The 26,328-nt window shown below is 42.9% G+C and carries 24 protein-coding genes, 4 tRNA genes and 1 riboswitch; of the genes, 15 read left to right on the forward strand and 13 right to left on the reverse strand.

Features of this window, described 5'->3' with window-relative positions; genetic code table 11:
* Window positions 1-55 precede the first annotated feature (55 nt).
* The 13 genes from dnaA to SGLY_RS00065 all read left to right on the forward strand — a co-directional run bounded on the left by dnaA (window position 56) and on the right by SGLY_RS00065 (window position 12,420).
* Window positions 56-1,396 (forward strand): chromosomal replication initiator protein DnaA, encoded by a 1,341-nt coding sequence (gene dnaA / locus SGLY_RS00005; RefSeq protein WP_013623253.1) that lies wholly within the window; start codon window positions 56-58, stop codon window positions 1,394-1,396.
* 157 nt (window positions 1,397-1,553) lie between these two features.
* On the forward strand, window positions 1,554-2,651 hold the full coding sequence (dnaN, locus tag SGLY_RS00010; protein WP_013623254.1) for a DNA polymerase III subunit beta: 1,098 nt from the start codon (window positions 1,554-1,556) through the stop codon (window positions 2,649-2,651).
* 4 nt (window positions 2,652-2,655) lie between these two features.
* The gene (gene recF, locus SGLY_RS00015; protein WP_013623255.1) at window positions 2,656-3,756 is read left to right on the forward strand and encodes a DNA replication/repair protein RecF; all 1,101 of its coding nucleotides are present in this window, start codon (window positions 2,656-2,658) and stop codon (window positions 3,754-3,756) included.
* Window positions 3,756-4,010: an extracellular matrix regulator RemB gene (remB, locus tag SGLY_RS00020; protein ID WP_013623256.1), complete on the forward strand. Its 255-nt coding sequence runs from the start codon at window positions 3,756-3,758 to the stop codon at window positions 4,008-4,010. The genes recF and remB overlap by 1 nt, the downstream gene beginning before the upstream one ends.
* Before the next feature lie 128 nt (window positions 4,011-4,138).
* Window positions 4,139-6,076 (forward strand): DNA topoisomerase (ATP-hydrolyzing) subunit B, encoded by a 1,938-nt coding sequence (gene gyrB / locus SGLY_RS00025; protein WP_013623257.1) that lies wholly within the window; start codon window positions 4,139-4,141, stop codon window positions 6,074-6,076.
* A 24-nt stretch (window positions 6,077-6,100) separates the two neighbouring features.
* Complete coding sequence (gene gyrA / locus SGLY_RS00030) at window positions 6,101-8,563, forward strand: DNA gyrase subunit A (protein WP_013623258.1); 2,463 nt, start codon at window positions 6,101-6,103, stop codon at window positions 8,561-8,563.
* A gap of 55 nt (window positions 8,564-8,618) precedes the next feature.
* Entirely contained in the window at window positions 8,619-9,506 is an 888-nt protein-coding gene (gene pdxS / locus SGLY_RS00035; protein WP_013623259.1) for a pyridoxal 5'-phosphate synthase lyase subunit PdxS, read from the forward strand.
* Between the two features lies 1 nt (window position 9,507).
* Window positions 9,508-10,089, forward strand: a complete 582-nt coding sequence (gene pdxT / locus SGLY_RS00040) for a pyridoxal 5'-phosphate synthase glutaminase subunit PdxT (protein WP_013623260.1) — start codon at window positions 9,508-9,510, stop codon at window positions 10,087-10,089.
* Window positions 10,090-10,100: 11 nt separating this feature from the next.
* Complete coding sequence (serS, locus tag SGLY_RS00045; protein ID WP_013623261.1) at window positions 10,101-11,366, forward strand: serine--tRNA ligase; 1,266 nt, start codon at window positions 10,101-10,103, stop codon at window positions 11,364-11,366.
* A gap of 81 nt (window positions 11,367-11,447) precedes the next feature.
* Window positions 11,448-11,536 (forward strand) — tRNA-Ser (locus SGLY_RS00050).
* Window positions 11,537-11,610: 74 nt separating this feature from the next.
* Window positions 11,611-11,689, forward strand: a tRNA-Arg gene (locus SGLY_RS00055).
* 64 nt (window positions 11,690-11,753) lie between these two features.
* Window positions 11,754-12,200, forward strand: coding sequence for a tRNA adenosine(34) deaminase TadA (tadA, locus tag SGLY_RS00060; protein ID WP_013623262.1), 447 nt, complete (start codon window positions 11,754-11,756; stop codon window positions 12,198-12,200).
* 128 nt (window positions 12,201-12,328) lie between these two features.
* Window positions 12,329-12,420, forward strand: a tRNA-Ser gene (locus tag SGLY_RS00065).
* A gap of 177 nt (window positions 12,421-12,597) precedes the next feature.
* Here the strand turns inward: SGLY_RS00065 and SGLY_RS00070 are convergent.
* From SGLY_RS00070 to SGLY_RS00085, 4 genes are all read right to left on the reverse strand, one after another.
* A complete protein-coding gene (locus SGLY_RS00070) occupies window positions 12,598-12,885 on the reverse strand; it encodes a hypothetical protein (RefSeq protein ID WP_041444520.1) in 288 nt (95 codons plus the stop codon).
* Between the two features lie 144 nt (window positions 12,886-13,029).
* Window positions 13,030-14,241, reverse strand: a complete 1,212-nt coding sequence (locus SGLY_RS00075) for an ATP-binding protein (RefSeq protein WP_041444521.1) — start codon at window positions 14,239-14,241, stop codon at window positions 13,030-13,032.
* A gap of 262 nt (window positions 14,242-14,503) precedes the next feature.
* Window positions 14,504-15,052, reverse strand: coding sequence for a metallophosphoesterase (locus SGLY_RS00080; protein WP_013623264.1), 549 nt, complete (start codon window positions 15,050-15,052; stop codon window positions 14,504-14,506).
* A 3-nt stretch (window positions 15,053-15,055) separates the two neighbouring features.
* A complete protein-coding gene (locus tag SGLY_RS00085; RefSeq protein ID WP_052298583.1) occupies window positions 15,056-15,823 on the reverse strand; it encodes an ATP-binding protein in 768 nt (255 codons plus the stop codon).
* A gap of 216 nt (window positions 15,824-16,039) precedes the next feature.
* On the opposite strand from SGLY_RS00085, the gene SGLY_RS17710 reads away from it, so the two are divergent.
* Window positions 16,040-16,180 (forward strand): hypothetical protein, encoded by a 141-nt coding sequence (locus SGLY_RS17710; protein WP_242822962.1) that lies wholly within the window; start codon window positions 16,040-16,042, stop codon window positions 16,178-16,180.
* 523 nt (window positions 16,181-16,703) lie between these two features.
* Window positions 16,704-16,792 (forward strand) — tRNA-Ser (locus SGLY_RS00095).
* A gap of 196 nt (window positions 16,793-16,988) precedes the next feature.
* Here SGLY_RS00095 and SGLY_RS00100 read toward each other — a convergent pair.
* The 9 genes from SGLY_RS00100 to SGLY_RS00140 form a co-directional block, all read right to left on the reverse strand.
* A complete protein-coding gene (locus SGLY_RS00100) occupies window positions 16,989-18,200 on the reverse strand; it encodes a tyrosine-type recombinase/integrase (RefSeq protein ID WP_013623265.1) in 1,212 nt (403 codons plus the stop codon).
* A 148-nt stretch (window positions 18,201-18,348) separates the two neighbouring features.
* Window positions 18,349-18,567: a helix-turn-helix domain-containing protein gene (locus SGLY_RS00105; RefSeq protein WP_013623266.1), complete on the reverse strand. Its 219-nt coding sequence runs from the start codon at window positions 18,565-18,567 to the stop codon at window positions 18,349-18,351.
* A 14-nt stretch (window positions 18,568-18,581) separates the two neighbouring features.
* Window positions 18,582-18,950, reverse strand: coding sequence for a type II toxin-antitoxin system PemK/MazF family toxin (locus SGLY_RS00110; protein WP_013623267.1), 369 nt, complete (start codon window positions 18,948-18,950; stop codon window positions 18,582-18,584).
* Window positions 18,951-19,586: 636 nt separating this feature from the next.
* Window positions 19,587-20,006, reverse strand: coding sequence for a sigma-70 RNA polymerase sigma factor region 4 domain-containing protein (locus SGLY_RS00115; protein ID WP_013623268.1), 420 nt, complete (start codon window positions 20,004-20,006; stop codon window positions 19,587-19,589).
* Window positions 20,007-20,417: 411 nt separating this feature from the next.
* Window positions 20,418-20,507: riboswitch (cyclic di-GMP riboswitch) on the reverse strand.
* Between the two features lie 339 nt (window positions 20,508-20,846).
* Window positions 20,847-22,388 (reverse strand): cardiolipin synthase, encoded by a 1,542-nt coding sequence (cls, locus tag SGLY_RS00120; RefSeq protein ID WP_013623269.1) that lies wholly within the window; start codon window positions 22,386-22,388, stop codon window positions 20,847-20,849.
* Between the two features lie 31 nt (window positions 22,389-22,419).
* Window positions 22,420-22,992 (reverse strand): signal peptidase II, encoded by a 573-nt coding sequence (locus SGLY_RS00125; protein WP_013623270.1) that lies wholly within the window; start codon window positions 22,990-22,992, stop codon window positions 22,420-22,422.
* Window positions 22,993-23,385: 393 nt separating this feature from the next.
* Window positions 23,386-25,227 carry a heavy metal translocating P-type ATPase gene (locus SGLY_RS00130; RefSeq protein ID WP_013623271.1) on the reverse strand — a complete coding sequence of 614 codons (1,842 nt, stop codon included), beginning with the start codon at window positions 25,225-25,227 and terminating at the stop codon, window positions 23,386-23,388.
* A 161-nt stretch (window positions 25,228-25,388) separates the two neighbouring features.
* Entirely contained in the window at window positions 25,389-25,610 is a 222-nt protein-coding gene (locus SGLY_RS00135) for a cation transporter (RefSeq protein WP_013623272.1), read from the reverse strand.
* A 25-nt stretch (window positions 25,611-25,635) separates the two neighbouring features.
* Window positions 25,636-25,992 carry an ArsR/SmtB family transcription factor gene (locus tag SGLY_RS00140; RefSeq protein WP_013623273.1) on the reverse strand — a complete coding sequence of 119 codons (357 nt, stop codon included), beginning with the start codon at window positions 25,990-25,992 and terminating at the stop codon, window positions 25,636-25,638.
* Window positions 25,993-26,328: the final 336 nt, after the last annotated feature.

Below are 26,328 nucleotides of genomic sequence, written 5' to 3' on the forward strand. Positions count from 1 at the left end.
AGATTGTGTATAACTTTTTTCGACTCTACGTTATTTTTATTATTTGGAGGTGCAAATGAGCCCCAATTCCACATATTTAAACGCATTCTGGGAAAATATTTTGGATAAGCTCAGAAATGAACTTTCCAAGGCAAGCTTTGATACATGGCTTTCCTCAACAAAATTAGTCAGCTTTGTCAACAACCGCCTGACCATCAGTGTTTCTAACGAATTCGCCAAAGACTGGTTGGAAAGCAGGTATTCCGCTTTAATTAAATCCACGGTTCAAAATTATCTGAATCGACCAGTTGCTCTAACCTTTGTTGTCGAACAGGAACAAAATTATCAGCCCGAAATCATTGAAAGCAATGACCAGAAATTCGGTATTTTGTCACACCCTCTCAACAGAAAATATACTTTTGATACCTTCGTTATCGGAAACGGAAACCGCTTCGCCCATGCCGCAGCTTTGGCCGTTGCCGAATCCCCGGCTAAATCATATAATCCTTTATTTTTATATGGAGGAAGCGGCTTGGGAAAAACACATCTCATGCATGCCATCGGCCATATCATTAACAGAAATTTTCCGGAAATGAAAATCGTTTATGTTACAGGAGAACAATTTACCAACGAAATGATCGATTCTATTCGTTATGAACGTCAGGTTGAATTCAGAAATACATATCGTAAGGTAGACTTGCTTCTTATTGACGATATTCAGTTTCTAGCAGGTAAAGAAGGTACCCAGGAAGAATTCTTTCATACCTTCAATACTTTATATGAAGCGAATAAACAAATTATTATCTCTTCAGACCGTCCTCCCCGGGAGATCCCTACATTGGAAGAAAGGCTCCGGTCCCGCTTTGAATGGGGATTGACCACAGATATTAATCCGCCGGACTATGAAACAAGAATAGCCATTTTGAGAAAAAAAGCCCAACTGGAAAATTATATTGTTCCTGATGAAATCATCACATTTATCGCATCTTCGATCCAATCCAATATTCGAGAGCTCGAAGGAGCTTTAAGCAAAATCACAGCATTTTGCATGCTGACAAATCAATCTATTACGGTGGAATTGGCCGAAGAAATCCTGAAAGATATGATACCAAACAGAAATCAAAAGATTATCTCTATAGAATTAATTCAAAAAACCGTTGCTGAACATTATAAAATGTCTGTAAATGAATTAAAACAAAAAAAGAGAACCAGAACCATTGCTTTTCCCAGACAAGTAGCCATGTATATTTCCAGACAGCTTACAGATTGTTCACTTCCTCAAATAGGAGAAAAATTTGGCGGCCGTGATCATACGACGGTTATTCACGCCTTTGACAAAATTTCTGAGATGAAAGAACACGATCCATTTGTAGAAAAAAGCATTAATGAAATTATTAATAAGATTAAATCAACCTGATATCCACAAGATTCTCATGCTGTTAATCTACCGCTCAACCCCCCATTATTTAAGGCAAATTGCGGATATCCACAAAAAAACGACTTATACTACTACTACTGCTAATCTATTAATCATATTACTGATGCGAAAAAAATATTCCTGAGGAGTCTTTTTGATGAAAATAAAAGTTACAAAAACTGATCTCTTGACTGGAGTAAATACTGTTCAAAGAGCCGTTTCAGCCAAAAATACACTTCCGATTTTGCAAGGAATCAAACTCCGGGCTGAAAACAATACGCTCTGTTTTGAGGCGACGGATTTAGAATTAGGCATTCGCAGCAGTTTTGATGCAGAAATTATTGAAGAAGGGACAATCGTTTTACCTTCCAGATTGTTTTCTGAAATCGTTCGAAAGTTGCCGGATAGTGATGTGGTTTTAGAATCGACTGATCATATTACAAATATTAATTATTCAGGATCCAGCTTTACCATTAATGGTTATGATCCGGAAGAATTTCCTGAAATAGGCGATGTTCCTGTTGAGGATGAAATAAAGCTGCCTGCCGACCTGTTTAAAAATATGATCAGGCAAACAGTGTTTGCTTGTGCTGCTGAAGAGACAAGGCCTGTTTTTACAGGGCTCCTTCTCCATCTGGAAGAAGATAATCTGGCCTTGGTTGGTACAGATACTCATCGTTTAGCTTATCGTACAGCCAAGATACCCGGCAATAAGCAAAAATTTAAAGGTATAGTTCCGGCGAAATCCATGCAGGAAATCTATAGATTATTACAGGATGATCATGACTTAACGATATATTGTTCCAAGTCGCGAGTATTTTTTAATTTCGGATCAATTCAGCTTCAAGCTCGATTAATTGATGGGCAGTTTCCCAATTATAAACAAGTCATTCCTCAAAAATGCAATACGAAGTTATTGATCAATACCAAGAATTTCACAGACATGGTTGAAAGAGCTTCCCTGTTATCAAAGGATAATTTAATTAAAACAGGTTCAGTAAGGATAAATGTGGAAAACTCTGTCTTGAAAATCAATCAGTTTTCAGAAGCGGGTAAAATCAATGAAGAAATGAAGATCAATCAGGATGGAGAAGATGTTTCGATTTCATTTAATTCAAAATATGTTCTGGATCTTTTAAAAATCATTGATAGCGAAAATATTTTGATGGAAACTTCAGGTGCGGTTAATCCGTGTATTTTTAGACCGGAAAATGATCAGGATTATTTATGCCTGGTTTTACCATTAAGAAATTAGGAATATGCTAATCCATAATCTTTACTTCAAAAATTTCAGAAATTACAGTGAACAGGAAATAACATTTACAAATGGGATTAACATTTTAGTAGGTTCCAATGGACAGGGAAAAACCAATGTCCTTGAAGGAATCTATTATCTTTTAATGGGAAAATCTTACCGGGTAAATCAAGAAAGTGAGCTTATTTATTGGGGACAGAAAAATTTTTACCTGAGAGCGAACTTTGAAGCCTATGAGCGTAAATATTGTTTAGAAAGCTATTACGAAAAAGGAAAAAAGGCCATAAAAATTAATCAGCTGGCTTGTCAAAAATTATCGGAATACGTAGGAATGATCAATGTGGTTTTTTTTACGCCTGATGATTTGAACATCATTAAAAGCGGTCCTTTGGAAAGGCGTAGATTTATTGATCTTCTGCTTATTCAGGTCAAACCGGCACATATTTCATTGTTAAATACCTATATCAGGATTCTTAAACAAAAAAGTATTCTTTTGAAAAGAAGTCTGAATAAAGCTGCGGCGAATGACCAGCTTCTGGTCTGGAATGAACAGCTCTTAGAGACTGGGAGCCGGGTGATCAGAAATAGATATGAAATGACAGAAAAACTTCAGAACCAATGTGGTAAAATGTTCAGTAAGGTCTTCGGCTGCCATGAAAATATGGATTTACAGTATGTTTCTCTTGGTAGAAAGAGCCTTGATGAAGCTTTGGCCTATTTCCCCGAGGCTTTAGAGAAACAAAGGGATGCTGAGATAGAACGGCGGGCAGTGCTTGTTGGACCACACAGAGATGATATAATAGTAAATATAAACGGGCGCTCAGCAAGGTATTATGCATCACAGGGGCAGCAAAGATCACTGGTTCTTTGTTTGAAATTAGCAGAAATGGAAATAATAAATAAAGAGAAAGAAGAATATCCCATTTTGCTGCTGGACGATGTTTTGTCTGAACTGGATGAAGGACGCAGGGAGTATCTGATGGAATACATCAGTAATTCAAATAAACAAACCATGATCACGACAACCGACCTTGGTCAAATTGAAAAACAAAAAGACCCAGCTGTGTACATCGTCAAACAGGGGACAATAAGGAGGGAATCCTGATGTTTATCCATATAGGTGCCAATTATATGGTCAAAAAAGACAAAATTATTGCAATCCTTGATTTGGAAGCCATTTCAAATAGTCAGATTTCTAAACAAATGCTCAAATCCATGCAAAAAAATAACGACATTCATAGGATTTATGAGGGGGGAAAAGAAAAATCTTTAATTATCACAACCTCAGGGAATTACATTTCACCGATTTCGTCATTTACTTTGCTTAAAAGATCATTCAGCAAAATAGGGATCGAATAAAGAAAAGGAAATGCGCCATTTCCAGGAACGACCTCTCTAGGCTTAAGAGAGGCTATTATTGTTTACGGGATGTAAATATTTATAGTATAATAATAAGGTTAAAGGATAATCTTGGGAGGGTATTGATTTTGCTAAATGCATCTGATAAAGAAATTGAAGTAAATTCACCCGCAGCGGATTATAATGCCGGACAAATTGAAGTGCTTGAAGGTTTGGAAGCCGTACGAAAACGTCCTGGCATGTATATTGGTTCAACAACCAGCAGGGGTCTTCATCATTTGGTCTATGAGATTGTTGATAACAGTATCGATGAAGCTATGGCCGGATTTTGCGATAATGTTGAAGTGACCATTCATAATGACAACAGTATAACCGTTAAAGATAATGGCCGTGGAATACCGGTTGACATTCATCCTAAAATGAAGAAACCCGCTGTGGAAGTCGCAATGACTATTCTTCATGCCGGAGGTAAATTTAGCGGGGATGCTTATAAAGTATCCGGCGGTTTGCATGGTGTCGGGATGAGTGTTGTCAATGCTTTGTCGGAGTGGTTGAAGGTAGAGGTTAAAATCAACGGAATTCGGTATCAGCAGGAGTATTCAAGAGGAAAGCCCCTTTATGACCTCAAAGAAGCAGGGACATATAAGGGCAGAACGGGAACGCAAATTTCCTTTAAACCTGATGCGCAAATATTTGAAGATGTCATTTATGATTATGAAGTTTTGGAACAAAGGCTGAAAGAATTATCTTTTTTAAATAAGAATATAGGCATTGCTTTAAAAGACGAACGGACCGGTGCCGGTGAATTGTTTAAACATAGCGGCGGAATTGTTGATTATGTGAAATACCTTAATCGCAACAAAGATGCCATACAACCTAAGCCCATCTATTTTGAAGCGCAAAAAGAGGAAAATATTGTAGAAATCGCTTTTCAATATAATGATGGATATTCGGAAAATATTTATTCTTATGCCAATAACATTAATACAACAGAGGGCGGGACACATGAAGCCGGATTCAAAGCCGCTCTGACCAGAGTAATTAATGATTATGCCCGTAAAAATAATATTTTAAAGGCCAATGAAAACAATCTCAGTGGTGAGGATGTCCGGGAAGGATTAACGGCGATTATCTCCGTTAAGGTCAGAGAACCTCAGTTCGAAGGGCAGACCAAAACAAAGCTCGGCAACAGTGAAATGAGGTCTATCGTTGATTCGATATTGGGTGATGGGCTGTCCACGTTTTGTGAAGAAAACCCTTCAGTCGCTAAAAAAATCGTGGAAAAGGGTTTGCAAGCTACCCGGGCCAGAATGGCTGCCCGCAAAGCGAGAGATTTGACACGGAGAAAGAATGCTCTGGACAGTACCTCCCTCCCCGGAAAGCTGGCGGACTGTGCTTGGAAAGAAGCGCAATTTTGTGAAATTTATCTTGTGGAAGGGGATAGCGCCGGAGGTTCGGCAAAACAGGGCCGCGATCAAAAATTTCAGGCCATTTTGCCTCTTCGGGGAAAAATCCTTAATGTGGAGAAGGCTCGTTTGGATAGAATCTTAGCTAATGAAGAAATCAGGGCTATGATTACGGCTATGGGTACAGGAATTTCTGATGATTTTAATTTGGAAAAAGCCCGCTATAATAAGATCGTTATCATGACAGATGCGGATGTTGACGGTTCCCATATCAGAATACTTCTTCTAACCTTCTTTTATCGCTATATGAAACCATTACTGGAAAATAACTACGTCTATATCGCTCAGCCTCCTTTGTTTCAAATTAAAAAAGGCAAAGAAATCCAATATGCTTACAGTGATGAGGAACTCAATCATATTTTAGAGATGATAGGACGCGAAAGAGTTGAGATTCAGCGTTATAAAGGTCTCGGAGAAATGAATCCGGAACAGCTTTGGGAAACGACAATGAATCCTGAAACCAGAACGATCCTTCAGGTAAAAATGGAAGATGCCCGTAGAGCGGAAGAACTATTTACCATTTTTATGGGAGATAAGGTAGATCCCCGAAAAGAATATATTCAAAAATATGCTAAGGATGTAAAAAACCTGGATATCTAGGAAAAGGAGCGAGTGTCAAAAGCTATGGATATTTTTGAAGGTAAAGTTTTACCGATCGATATTTCCGATGAATTAAAAAAGTCATTCTTGGCTTACTCCATGAGCGTCATAGCCAGTCGAGCCCTGCCTGATGTCAGGGACGGGTTGAAACCGGTTCACCGGAGAATTTTATATACCATGCATGATTTGGGAATGGTCCCCAGTAAGTCATACAGTAAATCAGCCAGGCTGGTCGGGGATTGCATGGGGAAATTCCATCCTCATGGGGATTCCTCCATTTATGATGCGGTAGTGAGAATGGCACAGGAGTTTTCCAGCCGTTATCCTCTAATTGACGGGCATGGGAACTTTGGTTCAGTTGACGGTGACTCAGCCGCGGCCATGCGTTATACGGAAGTGAAGATGGCCAGCTTGGCTACCTATATGCTGGCCGATATCGATAAAGATACGGTGGATTTCGGACCAAACTATGATGAAAAGGAAAAAGAGCCTTCAGTTTTGCCTTCTAAATTCCCCAATCTTCTGGTCAATGGTTCATCAGGCATTGCTGTTGGTATGGCCACGAATATTCCCCCCCATAATTTAGGTGAAGTAATAGACGGAGTAAATTATCTGATTGATCAGCAGGGGGCGGAAGCTCCGGACAGCGATCAGGAAATAACTGAAAAACTTTTAAAATTGATTAAGGGACCCGATTTTCCCACAGCCGGGTTATTAATGGGTACCGAAGGGATTCAAAAGGCTTACACAACAGGGCGGGGATCAGTTAAAATCAGGGCCAAAGCTATTATTGAAAAAATAGAAAAAAACAATAAGATGCAAATCATCGTCACGGAAATTCCTTTCATGGTCAATAAGTCCAGACTGATTGAAAAAATAGCTGAGCTTGTTCAGGAAAAGAAAATTGACGGCATCACTGATTTGCGTGATGAATCGAATCGTAAAGGCATGCGGATAGTTATTGAGCTGCGCAGGGATGTCAATCCCCAGATCATCTTGAATTTGCTTTATAAACATACTCAGATGGAAGAATCCTTTGGGATTAATTTATTGGCTCTGGTTGATGGTACTCCTAAAACATTGACATTAAAAGCTATGCTGGAGTATTTCATTGCTCATCAAAAAGAAGTCATTATCCGAAGAACTCATTTCGAGTTGAAAAAGGCCCAGGATGAAGCCCATATTGTGGAAGGCCTGCGAAAGGCTCTGGATTTTATTGATGAAGTCATTGAGATTATTCGTTCATCCAAAAATGATGAAACAGCCAGAGAAAGATTAATGACCCGGTTTGAATTCAGTGAAAGACAATCCCAAGCTATTTTAGATATGCGCTTACGGAGACTGACAGGTCTGGAACGTGAAAAACTGGATGCTCAATTTCAGAAATTAAGTGATGAGATCGCTTATCATCTGGCCGTTCTGCAATCCGACAAGATGGTCAGGGAGATCATCAAAACAGAATTGGGAGAAATCCGGGTTAAATATGATAATCCGCGCCGGTCAATCATTACTATTGATACCACTAAGATGGATATTGAGGATCTGATTGCCGACGAGGATGTTGTGATCACTGTCACCCATAAAGGATATATCAAAAGACTGCCGTTGACTACCTACCGCAGCCAACGAAGAGGTGGCCGCGGCGTCACCGGAATGTCTACGGGTGAAAGTGATTTTGTCGAAAAATTATTTATTGCTTCAACCCATCATTTCATTTTATTTTTCAGCACAAAAGGCAAGGTCTACAGACTGAGAGCCCACGCAATACCTGATGCCGGCAGGACAGCCAAAGGGACGGCAATGATCAATTTGCTTAACCTTTCTCAGGACGAAAAAATTACGGCGACGATAGCTGTGAAAGATTTTAAGGATGACTCTTATTTGCTTACTGTGACCCGCAAAGGGATTATCAAAAAGACTGCTTTAGAGGAATATCATACTCAGAGAAAAGACGGCTTAATTGCCCTTACTCTGGATGATGATGATGAATTGATCGCAGTGAGACAAACGAAAGGCAAGGATGATATTTTGCTGGCTACTCCTTCCGGAAAGATCATTCGTTTCCCGGAAAATGATGTTCGCCCGATGGGCAGGACGGCCAGAGGAGTACGAGGGATGAAACTGGGCAAGAAAGAATATGTTGTCGGAGTCGATGTTATCGGCGGCTATGATAAAGATATGGAACTTTTGACGATGACCGAGAACGGTTTTGCCAAAAGGACAAGGCTGGATGAATTTAGAATTCAAAATCGCGGCGGGATGGGTGTAATAGGCCATAAGGTAAATAAGAAAACGGGTAAGCTGGCCGGGATCAAAGTTGTTACTTCCGAAGAGGAATTAATGGTCATTACCGATGACGGTATTGTCATCAGACAAGAAGTCAGTGGGATATCGGTTCAGGGAAGATCGGCTCAGGGAGTAACCGCGATGAAAACCGGGGAAGATAATAAAGTCGTTGCACTGGCTAAGTTTGTAAGCAAAGATTAAAGATTGATCCGGGATTAAAGAATTTTATCTATATTTTTAGGAGGATGCATTGATCATGGGAACAGAGACAGGCTCTTGGAAAGTAAAGACCGGCTTGGCAGAAATGCTTAAGGGCGGAGTAATAATGGATGTGACGACACCGGAGCAAGCTAAAATAGCCGAGGAAGCCGGAGCTTGCGCTGTCATGGCACTGGAAAGAGTACCGGCCGATATCCGGGCAGCCGGCGGGGTAGCCAGGATGGCCGATCCAACCATTATCAAAAGGATTATGGAGGTTGTCACCATTCCGGTCATGGCCAAGGCCAGAATCGGGCATTTTGTTGAAGCTCAGGTCTTGGAGGCATTAGGAGCGGACTATATTGACGAAAGCGAAGTGCTGACTCCGGCGGACGACCTCTATCATATTAATAAGCATGATTTTAAAGTTCCTTTTGTTTGTGGTGCCCGCAATCTGGGAGAGGCACTTCGCCGGATCGCCGAAGGTGCGGCAATGATCAGAACGAAAGGCGAACCCGGAACAGGAAATGTCGTTGAAGCAGTCAGACATATGCGGGCAGTAATGGCCGATATTCGTCGATTATCCAATATGCCTCAAGAGGAATTAATGACCGCGGCGAAAGAAATGGGTGCTCCTTATGACCTGGTCTTAGCTGTGGCTGAAAACGGCAAATTGCCTGTCGTCAATTTTGCAGCGGGCGGTATTGCCACCCCGGCTGACGCAGCTTTAATGATGCAATTGGGCTGTGATGGTGTATTTGTCGGTTCCGGTATTTTCAAATCGGCCGATCCCGCCAAAAGGGCCAGGGCAATTGTTTTGGCGACAACTCATTATAAGGATGCGGCGATGCTGGCTGAGCTTTCGGAAGATCTCGGCGAAGCAATGCCCGGCTTAGAAATTTCCACAATTTCGGACTCTGAAAGAATGCAGGAGCGTGGCTGGTAAGATGAAAAGGAAAGTTGGCGTCCTGGCCATCCAGGGCGCTTTTCGTGAACACCGCAAAGTTCTTGAGAAGCTGGGCTGTGAAGTGATTGAGGTTCGGACATCAAGCGATCTCCAGGGAATTGAAGGGCTGATCATACCTGGAGGAGAAAGTACAGCAATTGGTAAACAGCTGGCGCTTGATGGTTTTGGAGAAGATATTATAACAGCCGCAGCTGAAGGAATGCCGGTATTCGGGACCTGTGCGGGCATGATTCTCTTAAGTAAGAAAATTATCGGCAGTGAACAATACCGGCTGGGTCTTCTGGATGCTGTTGTGAAAAGGAACGCTTTTGGGCGGCAAGTGGCCAGTTTTGAGGCTGATCTTCAAATTAAAGGACTGGATGATGACATCCGGGCAGTTTTTATCAGGGCGCCGTATCTTTTAGAGGTGTCACCAGAGGTAGATATACTGGCTGAATACGCTGAAAAAATAGTTTTTGTCCGTCAGGGTCATATTTTAGCCTGTGCTTTTCACCCTGAGCTGACCGAGGATAGCAGAATTCATGAATATTTTTTAAAGATTGTTGCAGAATACCAGGGATAGGGGGGTATCTGATGCTTGATCTGAAATTGGTACGCAGTAACCCGGAAAGGGTTAAAGAAGCTTTAAATCATCGCAATTCGGATATCAATCTTGATGATTTTCTCAAATTGGATGAGGAGAGACGAAAAATTCTCGCTGATGTGGAAAAGATGAAAGCTCGCCGCAATAAAGTATCAGAGGAAGTAGGCAAGCTAAAGAAAGCGGGAGAAAATGCGGATCAGCTTGTTACAGAAATGCGGGAAGAAGGGGAAAGGATCAAAGCCCTGGAAAGCGACCTGAACACGATTGACCGGCAAATGACAGAAATCCTTTATGTTATCCCTAATATTCCTCATTCTACAGTCCCGGTTGGCAAAGATGAACACGATAATATTGAGCTTCGGAAATGGGGAACACCCAAAAAGTTTGAATTTGAACCAAAGGCGCACTTTGAACTGGGAGAAAACCTTGATATTTTGGATTTTGTCCGTGGTGGTAAAGTTACCGGAGCCAGATTTACCTTCTATAAAGGTTTAGGGGCAAAGCTGGAAAGGTCTTTGATCAACTTTATGCTGGACAGGCATACAGCGAAAGGCTATAGTGAGATCTTCCCTCCGTTTATGGTCCACCGCAATTCCATGTTTGGCACAGGACAGCTGCCGAAGTTTGAGCAGGATGCTTTTAAAGTAGAGAATACGGAGTATTTTCTAATTCCGACGGCAGAAGTGCCGGTAACGAATTTATATCGGGATGAAATACTGGAAGCCGAGAAGCTGCCGATCCGCCACTGTGCTTACAGTGCCTGTTTTCGGGCTGAAGCCGGGGCGGCCGGGCGCGATACCCGGGGAATCATACGACAGCACCAATTTAATAAAGTGGAGCTGGTTAAATTTTCGCTGCCCGAGAAATCGTATGAAGAGTTAGAAGAGCTGACCAACAGTGCGGAAACGATTTTGCAGGAGCTGGAGCTTCCGTACAGGGTGGTGGCGCTTTCAACAGGAGATATGGGCTTTAGCTCAGCCAAGACCTATGATATTGAAGTTTGGCTGCCAAGCTTTAATACCTACAGGGAGATATCCTCCTGCAGCAACTTTGAAGACTTTCAGGCCCGCAGGGCAAACATCAGGTTCCGGCGCGGACCGAAGGAAAAGCCGGAGTTTGTGCATACTCTTAATGGCAGCGGGCTGGCAATCGGCCGTACGGTTGCGGCCATTTTGGAAAACTGCCAGGAGGAAGACGGCCGGATCAGAGTCCCAAAAGCATTGTGGTCATATATGGGTGTAGAGTATATTGAATAAAACGTAAAAAAAATTGATCATGAACCGTTATGATTAGTTGTTTTACGTTTTGAAATATGGTATACTTTTTTTCGTCTCGATGGAGGGGTGTCCGAGCGGTTTAAGGAACCGGTCTTGAAAACCGGCGACTCCGAAAGGGGCCGTGGGTTCGAATCCCACCCCCTCCGCCATTTGCTTTAACCAGATCAGCTGGTTTTTTTACTAAGTAATCCTATACTTTTGGGTAGAAGTGTGCTGAAATCATGGCCTCGTAGCTCAGGCGGATAGAGCGGGGGTTTCCTAAACCCTGTCTTGCGGAGGTTCGAGTCCTCCCGAGGTCACCATTGAAATTAGACAGTGAACAGACAAGGCAATCATAAGAAATAAAGAAGGAGCAGACGCAAAAGGATGAAGCATGAAGACTGGATGCGTCTAGCCTTAAAACAAGCAGAGACAGCTTTGGAGAAGGACGAAGTCCCAATCGGAGCTGTAATTGTCAAAAATGGGGAAATATTGGCCTTGGCCCATAATGAAAAGGAAACGAACCAGGATCCAACTGCGCATGCCGAAATGCTGGCAATAAAAAGAGCGGCTCAAAAGCTGGGAGCCTGGCGCCTATCCGGCGCCACTCTGTATGTAACGCTGGAACCCTGCCCGATGTGTGCGGGAGCAATCATTCAGTCCAGAATAGAAACGCTGGTTTATGGAGCGGATGATTCTAAAGGAGGGGCTGTGGGGTCCGTCCTAAATGTTCTCCAGCATCAGCTGTGGAATCATAAAGTGGAAATCATAACGGGTATCCTGGAAGAAGAAAGCGCCCGCCTGTTAAAAGGTTTTTTTCGAAGCAAGAGATAGAGAAGGATAGACGGAACCAGCAAACCTTATAAAACGGGAATTTCTGGGGAACAGGAATAACTGAATACTTGCGAGGAAGATCATTTTTCTTAAAAGCGTTTTTCCGCTTCGGCGGTTAAACTATATACGGAGCGGTATCGAAGTGGTCATAACGAGGTGCACTCGAAATGCATTTGCCGGGTTTACTGGCACGTGGGTTCGAATCCCACTCGCTCCGCCACATGGAAGCCTGCAATCTCAAGGGATTGCAGGCTTTCGCCATTTTTGAACGGTGCTGTTTTTTCGCTTGTTCCGTTCATGGTTCTATCCACTCCTTTCTAAAAACCGCCTATTTACAGGCTTTTTGGGCTATTCGTTTGGACGCACACATAGCCAAGCCATTCCCTACTGTATTCTTTCATCTAGTATAACTCCTTTTCTGTCTGCGGCTCTGCTGCCACCGCTCACCGTTCCAAAGCGCCCGAAAAACCTTGTCGCGCTCCAGCCCGGTATGCAGGAACCGATCCTGCGCGGCACTCGGAACAGGGGCGGCAGTGGGGAGCCGGATAACCCTTTGCGCCGAGTCGGGCAGCAGGAACTTATCGTGGACGGCCTGCAATTCGGCTGTGCGGGTCGCAATGGGCTTGATGCCGCACATCACATTGCCGGTGACGGTGAAATACCGCCCTGTGCTGTAAATCTCCACAAAGGATGCCCCACGCCACCCAATGCGGCTGCCGACGCAACTGCGCTGGTATGTTGTCGTAATAGTGCATTGTATCCTCCTTCAATAGAAAAAGCCGCCCGGTTTTCAAAGCCGGACAGCTAGGTAAGAAGCTGATATTTAGTTTTAGTATTCCTCACTCAACAGGAAATCCGCAATGTGCATGGTTTTAATGCCCTGATAATTTCCACCTGCGAATTCATCTGCAAGGAGTACATATTTGGGGTAATTATCTGCGATACCGAGAAGCCTGCCGTACTCCCGCTGCTGTGTTTCTTCGCGTTCAATCCGCTCGGCAATCTGGATATACAGCTTATTTTCCTGCTTTGTGGCGACAAAATCTATCTCGGCATTGTCGAGCTTGCCGATGGTTACCTCATATCCGCGCCGCAAAAGCTCAAGGTATACGAGGTTCTCCAACATGGCAGCCACGCTGTCCGGCGTGTAGCCGAGAACACTGTAACGGAAAGCAGGGTCAGATAAAAAGAATTTCTCTTGAGTTTTCAGGATTTCCTTGCCCTGAATATCAAAGCGGGAACAGCGGTGCAGGATAAAGGCGCTTTCCAGTTTGCTCAAATAATTGTAGACGGTTTCATTGTCGATGGAACGCTGTTCATTTTTCAGATACTTGGCGATGGATGAGGCTGAAAATGTTCGGCCAACATTATTAAAAGCAAACCTGACAATGCGCTCTAACTGGTCTACCTTGCGTATCTGATTGCGCTTTACAATATCCGTGAATATGGTGGAGTTGTAAATATCCTTCACAATCGTATAGGCTTCGTCCGGCGTATATTCCTGCAAATGGACGGCAGGAAAGCCGCCCAGCCGGAGGTAACGCGCAAGTTCCAGCCGAATGTCGCCTAGGGAAGTATATTCTTTACGGAACGACAAGTATTCCGCAAAGGAAAGCGGGAAAATGCGGAAAGAAATATACCTGCCTGTTAGGTAGGTGGATATTTCAGAGGACATCATGCGGGAGTTGGAGCCTGTCACATAAATGTCCACATCAAAATCTGTCATAAAGGAATTGACGGCCTTCTCCCATGACTTTACTTCCTGGATTTCATCTAAAAACAGATAGGTCTTGCCGTCCTTTGACAGTTGCCCCTTCACAGTATCATACAAGAGCTTTGCAGTTTTTATGTCCTCATGCTGTAAGGAATCGAAGTTATACGCCAGTATTCTTTCGTCCGGGATACCGCGCCCCCGGAGTTCTTCAGCAATCATTTTCACAATTGTAGATTTGCCGCAGCGACGGACACCGGAGAGGACTTTGACAAAGGGCGTATCCACATAGGGCATAATTTTTTCAATATACATGGGTCTTAGAATCAAACTAATCACCTTCCTTTCCAATAGTATACCCTAAGACGCATGTCGAGTAAACAGTTTTACGGTTATAACCATATAAATATTTTATTTTTAGATACTTTTGCGGAAATATAACTGTCCGGCGAAAGTCGAACAGCTATGTAATTACTCTATGAATGCACCGATAATCTCTCTCCCTCAGTCATGTTCAGGACATAAAAAAACCGCCTCGAAGGGTGGCTCAAATCACATAATTATATATATTTTAGTGTAAAAAATCACATTTTTATATGACGCTATCCTTAAACTCCTGATTGTTTTTAACCAGTTCAGCAAAGGTAACAGGTCTGAAATGATTGATATCAACACCCGCATTTAGGGCGTTCGGCATGGTCTTGAGCAGCTGAAAATAGGCGGCGTCAGTATTGTTATGTATGTGGGCGTAAATATGATAACTGCCTTTGGCAATGCCATTCCACGTCATCATCGGGTAATGGCAGAGCGTGATTTTGTGTGAGCCGTCGCTGATTTCAAGCAGACTGGATACACTTATAAAGTGCTTGTCCAAGTCGACTTTCTTCATCCAATCCTTGTCGTGGTTGCCTTTAATCAAATGTTTTTTGCCATGAAGTCCACTCAAATATTCATCCGCCGACACCACATTACGGAAAAACAGGTCACCGAGAATATAAACTGTGTCGCTCGCACCAACGCTGTTATTCCATTGAGCCAATAGGTATTCATTCATTTCTTCGACTGAATCGAATGGCCGAGTACAATGCTTTATAATATTAGCGTGACCAAAATGCTGGTCAGCGGTAAAATAAATCAGCATAAATCACCCCATTCTATCTGATAAATACCGGACAGATCTCGCCATGCCGGATTTTTTAATTTTTCTCTCCTCAAGTAACTCGTTTAATAGCTTGATCGCAAGTTGCTTGGTAATAGATAAATTTGACTCTATATCCTTACGGGACAGGTCTCCCTTATCAGTAATCAGCCTCAATATTTCCTGCTTCTGTTCCTCTTGTGAAAGAACGACCGTTTGAGCTGTGAGGTTCGGAAGCGTAATAACGAAGGAGGCTGGAGCAGGTTGAATTTCGGGTTTTCGCAGAGCTTCTGAATAACTCTCGAAGATTTTTTTAATACCAGTTCCGCAGCTTTCAATCAGCTCCAAGCGGTAAAAAACATCCGCAATAATAGGATTGCGAGGCTGAGACACGCCGTTCATAATGTCAATTACGGTTATCCCTTTAACAAGTCCCCCTATGGACACAAATTCTATGCGATCCTCATATACGTTAATAATGATGCTTCCCGAATAATCATAGTCTCTATGAATGACAACATTAAGCAAAGCCTCGCGAATTGCCTCCGCAGGATAATCCGGATGATCAATCCTCTTAAGGCCGTCAAAAGTGGAGTTTTGATTGTTGCTCAGGTTCACATATTCATAAGCCTCATCCATTTGCTTAAGTATAGAGCCAAAGAATTCCTTACGGGCTTTAAATTTGGTTTTCCCAACCCCATCGTAAACGGCACATTTGATGCTGTGTTCGCATTGGTCGGACAGCAGCAGCGCCGTATTGGTTATAATATCCATCGACGTCTATCAGCTTGAGTGTGCGGCGATTCTCGAGTGTATGACGATTGCAAAATAAATCTCTGATTTATCAAGTGTTACAGGTGATTTTATATCGTCAAAACTCGACCAAAAACAAGCGAAATCGTTTTAATCGTTATGAGAAAACGATATTTATGACGATTCTCTGACATCAAGCCCTACGATGTGATATAATGCCCGCAGAGGTGGTTGACGATGGATAAGGAAAAGCAACTAAAATTGGATAATGAGCTTGATACAGCCATAACGGAAGCTGAGGCTGAGTATTGTTCCGAGGAACAACTTATAGATGCAAGAAAGGCTCTATCGGAATTAAAGAAAAAGCATTTCGGGTAAAATGCTGACACCTTGCTAACAAATATCCGGAAAATATTCTTTTGTTAGCATTTTGAGCAAAGCCTCATACAGCAAGCATCACAGCCCTCAAACCCGTACCGTTACGCCATTTGCCCGCTCCGAGCGACACCCAAAAGCACCGACATGACACTCGTGAAAACTCACAAATACTCACTCGAAAAGGTTTGACGATTTTGCCAAGGGAGTTCTCAAAAACCCTGATATAATGGGACTTTTGCCCTGCTAGGTTCCACTGTCGCTTATCATGTTTGCTCTATATGTTTGCTCAAATTCCGAGCGGCGTATAGTGGAAGATAAAACAACTTAATATACGGAGGAGTACTCAAGTGGTCCAAGAGGCGTGACTCGAAATCCACTCGGTCAGTTGCCTTGATAATGCCGGAAACCCTTGAGTTTCCGTGGGTTTGCGGGATTTTGAAAATTTAGTGTTTTAGCGATTTCTACGGTTTTTCTACACTTTGCCTTGACTTCTACGCGGGGCTTGGTGTATTAAAATAAATATGGAGGCGTATCGAAGTGGTCATAACGAGCCTGACTCGAAATCAGGTTGTCCTCACGGGCACGTGAGTTCGAATCTCACCGCCTCCGCCAGGGGCCTGTTTGCGGTCAATGTCCGCAACAGGCCCTCCATTTTTTTACCTTTTCTACGCTCTCTTTTGAGGGCGTTTTTTTGTTTGTGTAGAAAACGGATATGCCTGAGTCCTCACTCTATAAGGCTTTTCCGTATTCCCATAAAGCAGTCCGTAGAAAATCAGTTGACCGCTGCAAGTCCAGTAGGTTCTGCCACTTAGTTTCTTTCAAACATCCCATCCATAACCAAGCCAGATTCGATCTGTGCGTGGAAGTCCAGATGAGAGTAAATGTCCGCTGTGGTCGAAAATGTGCTGTGCCCCAGCCATATCTGGATTTGCTTCATTGATATCCCATTTGCAAGCAGTAGGCTGGCGCAGGAATGTCTTAAATCGTGAAACCGGATTTTTTTGAGGTCGGCTTTTTCAAGCACCCAGCTAAAGTGATCCGTCACATAATTAGGGCGCATGAGCTTCCCTGTTTGGTCGAGGCAGATGTAGTCGAGGTAATCCCGGCAGTAAGAGCGCTTGAACAGCTTTCGATACATTTCTTGCTTTTCCTTTTCTGCAAGCAGTAGCTTTTCCACCGATGGCAGTAACGGAAGGGTGCGGAAGCTGGACTTGGTTTTCAGTACATCTTCCCCGACCGCTATGGATTTGCCATCTACCGTGTCCTCAATCACCTTGTGCTTGATGGAGATGGTTTTTTGTTCGAGGTTGATCGCATCCCACTTTAATCCCAGGACTTCACTTCGGCGTAAGCCATAGTAAGCTGCCAGCTTCACACAAATCTCCAAGGGATCATCTGATATCGCATCAAACAGCGCCATCATTTCCTCTGCGGAATAAAACTGAGCATGGTATACATTCTTCTTTGGCCTGTCTACCCTGTCAGCGGGGTTACTGCCGATGATCTCCTTTTTCACCGCATTCTGCAATGCTCTGCGGAGGACTGCGTGATAATGGATGACCGTATTCGGTGTGTGACCCTCATCAAAAATTGATTGATGAAAGTCCTGAATATGCTGTGGAGTAACCTCCGCCAAGGTGATGTCCAGTTCAGTAAAGTACCGGCTGATTCGCCCATCCAGCATGGTTTGATAGCCTTTGAATGTTGTTTTGGCTATCGTGGGCTTTGCTTGTATCAGCCATTTTTGAAGGTAGTCGGTAAACAGCACCTCCGCATGGGGATTACGTTTGCCCTCGATCAGCTCTCTGGCCCGTTCCTCGGCCTCCCGACGCTCCTTTTCTTCCTGCTCCTGTTCGTATTCCAACCGAATTTGGTCAAAGGCTTTTTTAGCTTTTCTGTCGCTGGTTCCCGCTACCGGCAGTCCGGTGGGAATCCATTTGGTTTTTCTTTTTCCGTCTACTTTGATATAAAGGACAGCATAAAAAGTATTGTTTTTTTCTTGTAGGCAGCCTGTTATCATGGTTATCCTCCTTTGAAATAACAGCGTATTTGCCTACCATTGACAACATCACAATACCACAGAAGGCATGGGATAGCTACTGTTTTACGCGGAAGCAACCCAACGGATTTTTCTACGGTCTTGGGCCAATAATAAGCAAAAAACCATATCAACCAATCTTGATATGGCACATTTCTTCACTCAGTAAATATTCAATAACGCATGCTTTGGGAATCTTATAGGTCCGTCCAATGCGAACACTATGTATCTCTTTTTCCGAAAGCAATTTATAAGCCAGTTTCCGGCTGATGCCTCCGAGCATTTCTCGTAATTGATTTACCTCGACTACATCGGGGTATTTTTCAAACATGATTGTTTTGTTGCTCATAAAAATTCCCCCCTTCATAAAAAAAGCGCCGGACTAAGTCCGATGCTGATAGAAAGTGCCTGGTTGATTTCTTCCATCTCCTGTTCATCCAGTTTGCCGATCCAGCCCCGAAGTCGAGTCCGGTCAATGGTGCGTATCTGCTCCAGAAGTGCAAAGGACTCTCTGGACAATCTGCCCGCCCCGGCAATAGCCGTATGGGTGGGTAAGGGCTTTTTCGGCTTGCCGGTGATGGCGCAGACGATGGTGGTGGGGCTGTAGTGGTTGCCTATGTCATTTTGCAGGATAAGTACAGGACGGATGCCCCCTTGTTCACAGCCCATAACGGGGTTTAAATCGGCGTAGTAAATATCGCCGCGGCTGATGCCTTGCTTCATCGTGTTCAAACTTTACACCTCCTTGATTCGAGATTCTCTGTTTTTTCTTAATGGCACAAATATAGGGATCGCCCTGCTGTATAAGCAGAGCGATCCCCATCGCTTCTGACATTAAGTCTTTTTTTATAATCAAGGCGCTTAATTCGACACTACTCCCCAAGCGCACTGTGCAAAGCGTATGAGTCTTGCACAACAAAGGCGATGGCCTGAACTGCGGCTGGCTTCGCCGCATCATGGGAATTTCACCCCCGCCAGGATCTCTGCCGGTTGCTCTCATTGCGTGATCCCCCGGTCGCGGGGGGCTATGACGGAGCAAAAGTATCATTATAGGCTGACGGGATCATTGCGAGACAGGCCGCCACAGCCTGTTTTCCGGTCGGATGGGTACCGCTTTGCACCTTATTTGGCCGTCTTTGATAGGAGCAGGAAGAAACGAGCGAACAGAAAAATGAGTGATTTCACTTTTCTTGCTGCCTGCCTACAGGTGGTCTTGGCGCATCCTCCGAGGTCGCTTTACCCTTTCGGGGTCCGTCAGCTAACGTGTTCAGGTCATCGGATATTAAGTTTTCAAGGAACCATGGAGGGAATGAGAAAAACCCCCTCACTACTAATCCGGTTTCGTGAGGGGGTTGGACGGAAAAATTTTTACTTTTCCATAAGTTTTTTTAAAGTACGCAGAATTTTAACCTTTCGGTCGTGGATTGTCATGCGCGGGATACCAGTTTCCGCTGCCAGTTGATGCTCGCTTTTATTCTTAAAAAACAGAGTAAAAATCAGTTCCTGTTCCTCTTTGGCAAGCTGGGAAAGGCACAAGTGGAGTTTTTCGGCTATCAGCTTGTCCGTGACAATATCCTCCACACGGGGAGAAGAGAGATCTGAAATCGCATCCTCACCATTGGTTTCCTCCGTATCCAAGGCACTGTAATAAAACACACCATGTGCTGCGTCCTTTTCCTCCAGATGTAGTTCACGGCGTTTCATGCGGTAATATGTTAAATAGACTTCTTCGGTGACAGGGACGAGCTGCCCCTGAACTTTGATTTGATACTCTTTCTTTTCTGCCATATGGCTTGTCCTCCGTTTTCTGAAATTTTGATGGTGAGTCAAAATGTCAGAAGCGGAGGGGAGCGGCAGCGTGGAAACGACCTGCTTATATTAGAAACATGCCACATTTCCCCTGAATATGGTAAATATGGTCGGAGTATAGATTTTTTTGTCGAAAGAAAAAAGTCAGCACTGCGCCCATGGCGAAATGCTGACTTTTTCAAAATTACAATATGAGATTGTTTGGGTGGTGGGTAATATGTACGAGCTCTGTCTGCTCTATTGCCACCTCTTATAAGTATAAAACCCCATAGGATACCCCTCTCGCCGGAGCATGGCGAAAGCCGGTATCCCGATATCCTGTTTATCCGTCAAAAACCGACAGACAGATATAGAGCCTGCCCTTTGAATGAGGGCAGGCTCCGCATGGTTTTTGGCAGCCAGGCTATCATAGCGCAGTAAAGCACCTTAGACCCTATGGCTTTGCGTCCCCATCTTTTGATGGGTTTGCCCTTGGCTTTATTTTTATTTTTACTGGACTTTCTCTATGCATCGTTAAACTTCATGCATTGAACAGGTATTTTATAACACCTTCACTCTATTTCTTCCTTCTGCTTTTGCCATATACATAGCTTCAGTTCCTTAAAGCAATACTGATAGAACAGCTCTCTGTTCTTTTTTAAGCACTCCAATTCAGTCAAATAACGGTAATTACCTTTTATATCCGTCATTTTCGTGGATAGATACATTCCCTCGATTTCCGGCAAATTGGGATGAACTACGTCTTATAGATCCGTTGAAATTGCCAAGATGATAGGGACAACATGAGTGCTATTCTTTTGACTTCATAACAAATTAATCTCAAAAGAATACAGCAAACAATCTAAGGAACGATTGAACGCATTTTATGTGCCAGGGACGGCGACGCCATTCATCAAGACTTATTTCTTCACAAACATCAAATGTTTGCTGGAGGTCATTTTTTATGTCTTGGAGTACAGGCGATCCGCAAATCCACACACCGTTTTCAAAGTGGAGATAAAAGCTCCGGTAATCCATGTTAATGCTTCCGCAAATGGCATGATCATCATCGCTTATGATAGTCTTTGCATGGATGAACCCCGGGGTATATTCATAGATTCTAACACCCGATTCCAGCAGCTCTCCATAATTCGATTGCGTTACCATATGCACATACCAATGATCCCATATCTTTGGAGTAATAATCCTGACATCTGTACCTCCCTGTGCGGATGTACACAACGCTTCCTTCATGGAGTTGTCAATGACAAGATAGGGGGTAGATATATAAACATATTTCTTTGCATTATATATCATCGTGCGGTACATAACCTCGGCAGGGTTATCGGGATTATTTGAAGGCCCGTCTGAAAATGGTTGATAGAAGCCTTGACCCTCGTAGTTCACTACAGACCGGTAAGCTTCGTAATCTGTAGTTCCTCCACTTTCAGCATCCCACATCTGAAGAAATATTGAGGTCAGACCCCAAACCGCGTCGCCTTCAAGCCGGATTGCCGTGTCTTTCCAATGGCCGTGCTTTGGGTATATGTTGGCATATTCATCAGCAAGATTCGTTCCCCCTGTATACCCAACGCAGCCGTCTATGACCGTAATTTTCTGGTGATTACGGCAATTGAAGCAAAAGGATGAAATATACCGATGAACTGGATTAAAACGCAACACCTGAATATTGTGACTGTTAAGAGCCTTAATCAGATTATCTGGTGCTGTAACAATACTCCCAAAGTCATCGAACATCAGCCGTATTTCCACTCCTTGTTCGGCTTTGCGAATCAATACTTCTGAAATCCTGTCCCAAAGCTCCCCACTATCTAAAATAAAATATTCCAAGAAAACGTATCTTTCAGCGTTTTCAATATCCTTTATCATTGCTTCAAATTGATACTCGCCAAGCGAGAAATACTCACACGTTGTATTTTTATAAAGAGGGAATCCTTTCCTGCCTAAATATCCTGCTATTCTTTTTCTTGACGGATGGATTTGATCGAGTTCGGCGTAAACTTCCGGGTCCTTATATAAATACATGGAACCGTGCTGGATAGCCGCTCTTATTCGATTATTTCTTATACATCGTCCGAACACATCGGAACGACCCCATAAGAGATATAGGAAATAACCGAAAACCGGAAGGATAAATATTATAATAAGCCATACGATTATGTAAGATGTGTTTTTACTTTTGCTCACCATAATAAAGATGTTTATTACCGCTATAATTTGAATGAGTGCATAAAAATATACCGCATAGTTTTTGAGTATATTGATGATAAAATAGATAAATAAAAGTTGTAAAATCACAACAAGGGTGGCCAAACCGATACGAAATATGCCCGTCAAGTTTCTATTTTCTTTTCGCTTCACTGTGACCACCTCTCAATTGTGTTTATATATTTTATATTCTGGTATATTCAGACGTTGTGTTGGGAAGGAGTTTGCATCCGCTCCGAAACCATATAGCAAAAGCTATATCTTCTGTATTGAGATCGTTTGAATAAGACTTTTTTAGCTTTTTTTCATGCCGCCACGTCCAAATTAGAGCCAAAATCCATCCCGTGTTCAGAAATACGTCCTTTGTATCAAAAATAAACCAATTGAATAAACCAATAAAGTCAAGGCTGCCGCCCCAGAACACTACATCAATAAATGAACATAATATGCCAGCAGATGCAAAACAGAATGCTCCACTCAACAAGCGACTCTTTGCACCAACTTTATATGTTTGGAATCGATAGAATAAAAGCAATCCTGCTATAGCCGTTATCTGTAAAAAGATCATTCCGATTACAGGAGTCTTAAAATTAGCCATACTTGCAAACCAATTCAAATTTGTGTTCTGGAAAGGCTCAAAACGCAAAACACTCGGTATCCAGATAATCATCTTATCTATCGCAAAATGAGCTATCAGCAGTTTTATTGTTTGATCAACTGCTGCCAAGATTCCTGTGATAAGCCATTGCTTTTTCATGCCACACACCTTTCCATACAACATATTTTCTGTTTATGCTTTAATTCAATCGCGCTCAATAGCTCAACTGCTTTCACCAATAAACCGAATAAAATAATCTTCATATAATGATTCTCACTTTGCCCCTTATCTCAGTGAATAATGAGGATGCCGCCGGCCACCATCCACACATTTGATACCTCTAAAGTTTCCGGCATAAGCTCAAAGAACACAAGGCTCATCATTACGCCACCAGCGAAAACTAAAAGGCAATTCGCCATATTTTCAGAAAACTTCTTTTGTTATAATAGCAACTGCGCTACCAAAGCAAGTTCACAAAATCCCAACTAACAAGGCAATCAGGACAATTAACATTTTACTTATCGCTTCCGATACAACAGGCTTTTGACCTGATTATAATTTCTTTGTGTTTAAAGCACGGAAAGAGTTCAATACCGCTATAACCGTCACACCAACATCTGCAAACACAGCCTCCCACATGGTAGCAAAACCGAGTGCACTGAGTACAAGCACAATTGCTTTTATCGACAAAGCCAGCCATATATTCTGTTGTGCGATTCTTAGCGTTTTCTGTGAAATTTTCATACCTGTAGCTAGTTTGGACGGCTCATCGGTCATTATTACAACATCGGCGGCTTCTATAGCCGCGTCGGAACCCAAGCCACCCATCGCAATACCAATGTCGGCACGAGCTAAAACTGGTGCGTCATTAATCCCATCGCCTACAAAGGCCAGCTTGCCTTTAGCTGATTTTTGAGCCAGCAGTTCCTCTACTTTATCTACCTTGTCACCGGGAAGAAGCTCTGTGTAAACCTTATCTAACCCCAATTCCTTGGCAACTTTTTCTCCCACACTCTTGGCGTCGCCCGTCAGCATCACCGTTTGACGGATATTTGCCTTTTTTAGCAATCTAATCGCTTCCGCTGCATCTTCCTTAACCTCATCAGCAATTACAATATATCCCGCATATTTGCCATCAACAGCAACGTGTACGGCTGTTCCAATAATTTCGTCTTGAGAAAATTTAACGCCGATTTTTTGCATGAGTTTTGTATTTCCTGCGAAAACTTTACGACTATCAACCGTTGCGCTGACGCCGTGGCCTGCGATTTCCTCAACATCCGTAATCCTTTCGTTGTCAATATCTTTCCCATAAGCAGTTTTCAAAGAGAGTGAAATGGGGTGATTGGAATAACTCTCAACATGTGCGGTAAGTTCCAGCAGTTCTGCTTCGGAAATGCCGATAGCATTTACCTCTTGTACTTTAAATACGCCTTTTGTCAATGTCCCCGTCTTATCAAACACAACGATTTCAGTCTGCGCCAAAGCTTCTAAATAGTTGCTACCCTTAACAAGCACACCACGCCTTGACGCGCCGCCGATACCGCCAAAGAAGGAGAGTGGAATAGAAACAACCAGAGCGCAAGGGCAGGAAACCACTAAGAAAGTTAAAGCCCTGTAAATCCAGTCGCCCCAAGTACCACCAAAGAACAGAGGCGGGATAATTGCAAGCAACAGTGCGGCAGCCATAACAATCGGAGTATAAACTCGTGCAAATTTTGTAATGAAATTCTCGGTGTTCGCCTTTTTACTACTGGCGTTTTCCACGAGATCAAGGATTTTGCTGACCGTCGATTCCCCAAATTCTTTTGTGACCTCAATCGTCAGTACGCCGTTCACATTGATACAGCCGCTCAAAACATCAGAGCCAACACCAGCTTCGCGCGGAACAGATTCGCCGGTCAAAGCGGACGTATCAATCATTGAATTGCCGTCAAGCACCTTGCCGTCAAGCGGGATTTTTTCACCAGCACGGACAACGATGATATCGCCAATCGCAACTTCGTCAGGGTCGACTTTTACCAATTCATCGCCCCTCTTAACATTTGCGTAATCAGGACGTATATCCATTAAGCTTGCAATGGATTTCCGCGACTTCGCAACGGCATAACTTTGAAAATATTCGCCAACCTGATAAAACAGCATAACGGCAATGGCCTCTGGATATTCCCCAATGATAAGTGCGCCACCGGTCGCCACGGTCATTAAAAAGCTTTCCTGAAAAACTTGGCCTTGCATAATATTCTTGATGGCTTTTATTACGACTTCGCTGCCCACTACAATGTAGGCGGCAATGAAGATAGCGGGACTAAGCCAAACAATGTCGGTTTTTACTAGCAGCCCGATTACGAAAATAACCGCTGCTATGATAATTCTTACAAGCTTCTTGTTCATATTGAACTCCTTTCTTATCTTTGCTATAAGAGAATGACGAGTAACATTGAGTGAACGCTCAACTATTGTCGCAAAAAAATTTGAATTTTTTAAATTCCTTCGCTTTTGGCGTATCGCTTTGAAGTGTTACGCCAAAAGCTGGAATTATTGCCGGTAAATGTTTACGCCTTTTTTACGACAACATGAGGTTCATGCTTCTTGACGATTTTTTCAGCGGTCTTAATAATCTCGTCCATTTTGTCGTCGTCTGCCACAAGAACCATCTTAGTCGTCATAGCGTTTACGGTTACTTCGGTTACGCCGTCCAGCGCCTTGATGTCCTTTTCGATTTTCGCCGCACAGTTGGCGCAGTCCAGTCCTTCCAACCTAAATGACTTTTTCATGTTATTTTCCTCCTATAATTAAATTTTATTCAGTTACATGGCTTAAACTTTGTTCCAAAACGATTTTCACATGGTCATCCGCGAGAGAGTAATAAGCAATCTTACCATCTTTCCTAAATTTGACAAGATTTGCCTGTTTCAAAGTGCGTAGCTGGTGTGATATAGCGGATTTTGTCATACCAAGCAAGACTGCCAAATCACAGACACACATTTCACTGACATCCAGAGCCCATAAAATTCTGATCCTTGTACCATCTCCCACAGCTTTCAAAAATTCCGTCAAAATATTAAAAGTATCATCTGAAAGCATTTTTGTTTTTACTGCGGTGACGGTTTCTTCGTGTATAACATCACAATCGCAAACATCGCTTCTGACAGACATAATTAGTCCTCCTTCCGAAATTTTAATTGAGCAAACGCTCAACTGTATATAGTATAGTTGAATATATACTCAATTGTCAAGGGGTTTTTAGAATATTTTTTTAAAATCATCCCAACACGAGATCAGGCTGTGTAGTGGTTCGTAGCAGTTTATCTGCTGCGTGGAACGGAAGTCATGTGGCACGAAGTTTACAATCAATTAAGCAAAAAAAGTGCGGGATACCAATGCAAGTCTTTTCGATTGAGTGAGTGTAAATCTCTTAACTTTATATTCATCCAAAAGGAATTTGAATGGAAATTCTGTTTTGCTCTAAACAAAAAAGCCAATTAAAATCAA

The organism is Syntrophobotulus glycolicus DSM 8271 (assembly GCF_000190635.1).
Classification (GTDB): Bacteria; Bacillota; Desulfitobacteriia; order Desulfitobacteriales; family Syntrophobotulaceae; genus Syntrophobotulus; species Syntrophobotulus glycolicus.

Coding starts and splice junctions, on each gene's coding strand:
- SGLY_RS00100 (WP_013623265.1), bottom strand. CDS start 18,200: ATGATAACAGGCTGCCTACAAGAAAAAAACAATACTTTTTATGCTGTC.
- dnaA (WP_013623253.1), top strand. CDS start 56: ATGAGCCCCAATTCCACATATTTAAACGCATTCTGGGAAAATATTTTG.
- gyrA (WP_013623258.1), top strand. CDS start 6,101: ATGGATATTTTTGAAGGTAAAGTTTTACCGATCGATATTTCCGATGAA.
- SGLY_RS00140 (WP_013623273.1), bottom strand. CDS start 25,992: ATGTCTGTCAGAAGCGATGTTTGCGATTGTGATGTTATACACGAAGAA.
- tadA (WP_013623262.1), top strand. CDS start 11,754: ATGAAGCATGAAGACTGGATGCGTCTAGCCTTAAAACAAGCAGAGACA.
- SGLY_RS17710 (WP_242822962.1), top strand. CDS start 16,040: ATGGATAAGGAAAAGCAACTAAAATTGGATAATGAGCTTGATACAGCC.
- pdxS (WP_013623259.1), top strand. CDS start 8,619: ATGGGAACAGAGACAGGCTCTTGGAAAGTAAAGACCGGCTTGGCAGAA.
- SGLY_RS00105 (WP_013623266.1), bottom strand. CDS start 18,567: ATGAGCAACAAAACAATCATGTTTGAAAAATACCCCGATGTAGTCGAG.
- SGLY_RS00080 (WP_013623264.1), bottom strand. CDS start 15,052: ATGCTGATTTATTTTACCGCTGACCAGCATTTTGGTCACGCTAATATT.
- dnaN (WP_013623254.1), top strand. CDS start 1,554: ATGAAAATAAAAGTTACAAAAACTGATCTCTTGACTGGAGTAAATACT.
- SGLY_RS00125 (WP_013623270.1), bottom strand. CDS start 22,992: ATGAAAAAGCAATGGCTTATCACAGGAATCTTGGCAGCAGTTGATCAA.
- recF (WP_013623255.1), top strand. CDS start 2,656: ATGCTAATCCATAATCTTTACTTCAAAAATTTCAGAAATTACAGTGAA.
- SGLY_RS00135 (WP_013623272.1), bottom strand. CDS start 25,610: ATGAAAAAGTCATTTAGGTTGGAAGGACTGGACTGCGCCAACTGTGCG.
- SGLY_RS00085 (WP_052298583.1), bottom strand. CDS start 15,823: ATGGATATTATAACCAATACGGCGCTGCTGCTGTCCGACCAATGCGAA.
- pdxT (WP_013623260.1), top strand. CDS start 9,508: ATGAAAAGGAAAGTTGGCGTCCTGGCCATCCAGGGCGCTTTTCGTGAA.
- SGLY_RS00130 (WP_013623271.1), bottom strand. CDS start 25,227: ATGAACAAGAAGCTTGTAAGAATTATCATAGCAGCGGTTATTTTCGTA.
- remB (WP_013623256.1), top strand. CDS start 3,756: ATGTTTATCCATATAGGTGCCAATTATATGGTCAAAAAAGACAAAATT.
- SGLY_RS00115 (WP_013623268.1), bottom strand. CDS start 20,006: ATGGCAGAAAAGAAAGAGTATCAAATCAAAGTTCAGGGGCAGCTCGTC.
- serS (WP_013623261.1), top strand. CDS start 10,101: ATGCTTGATCTGAAATTGGTACGCAGTAACCCGGAAAGGGTTAAAGAA.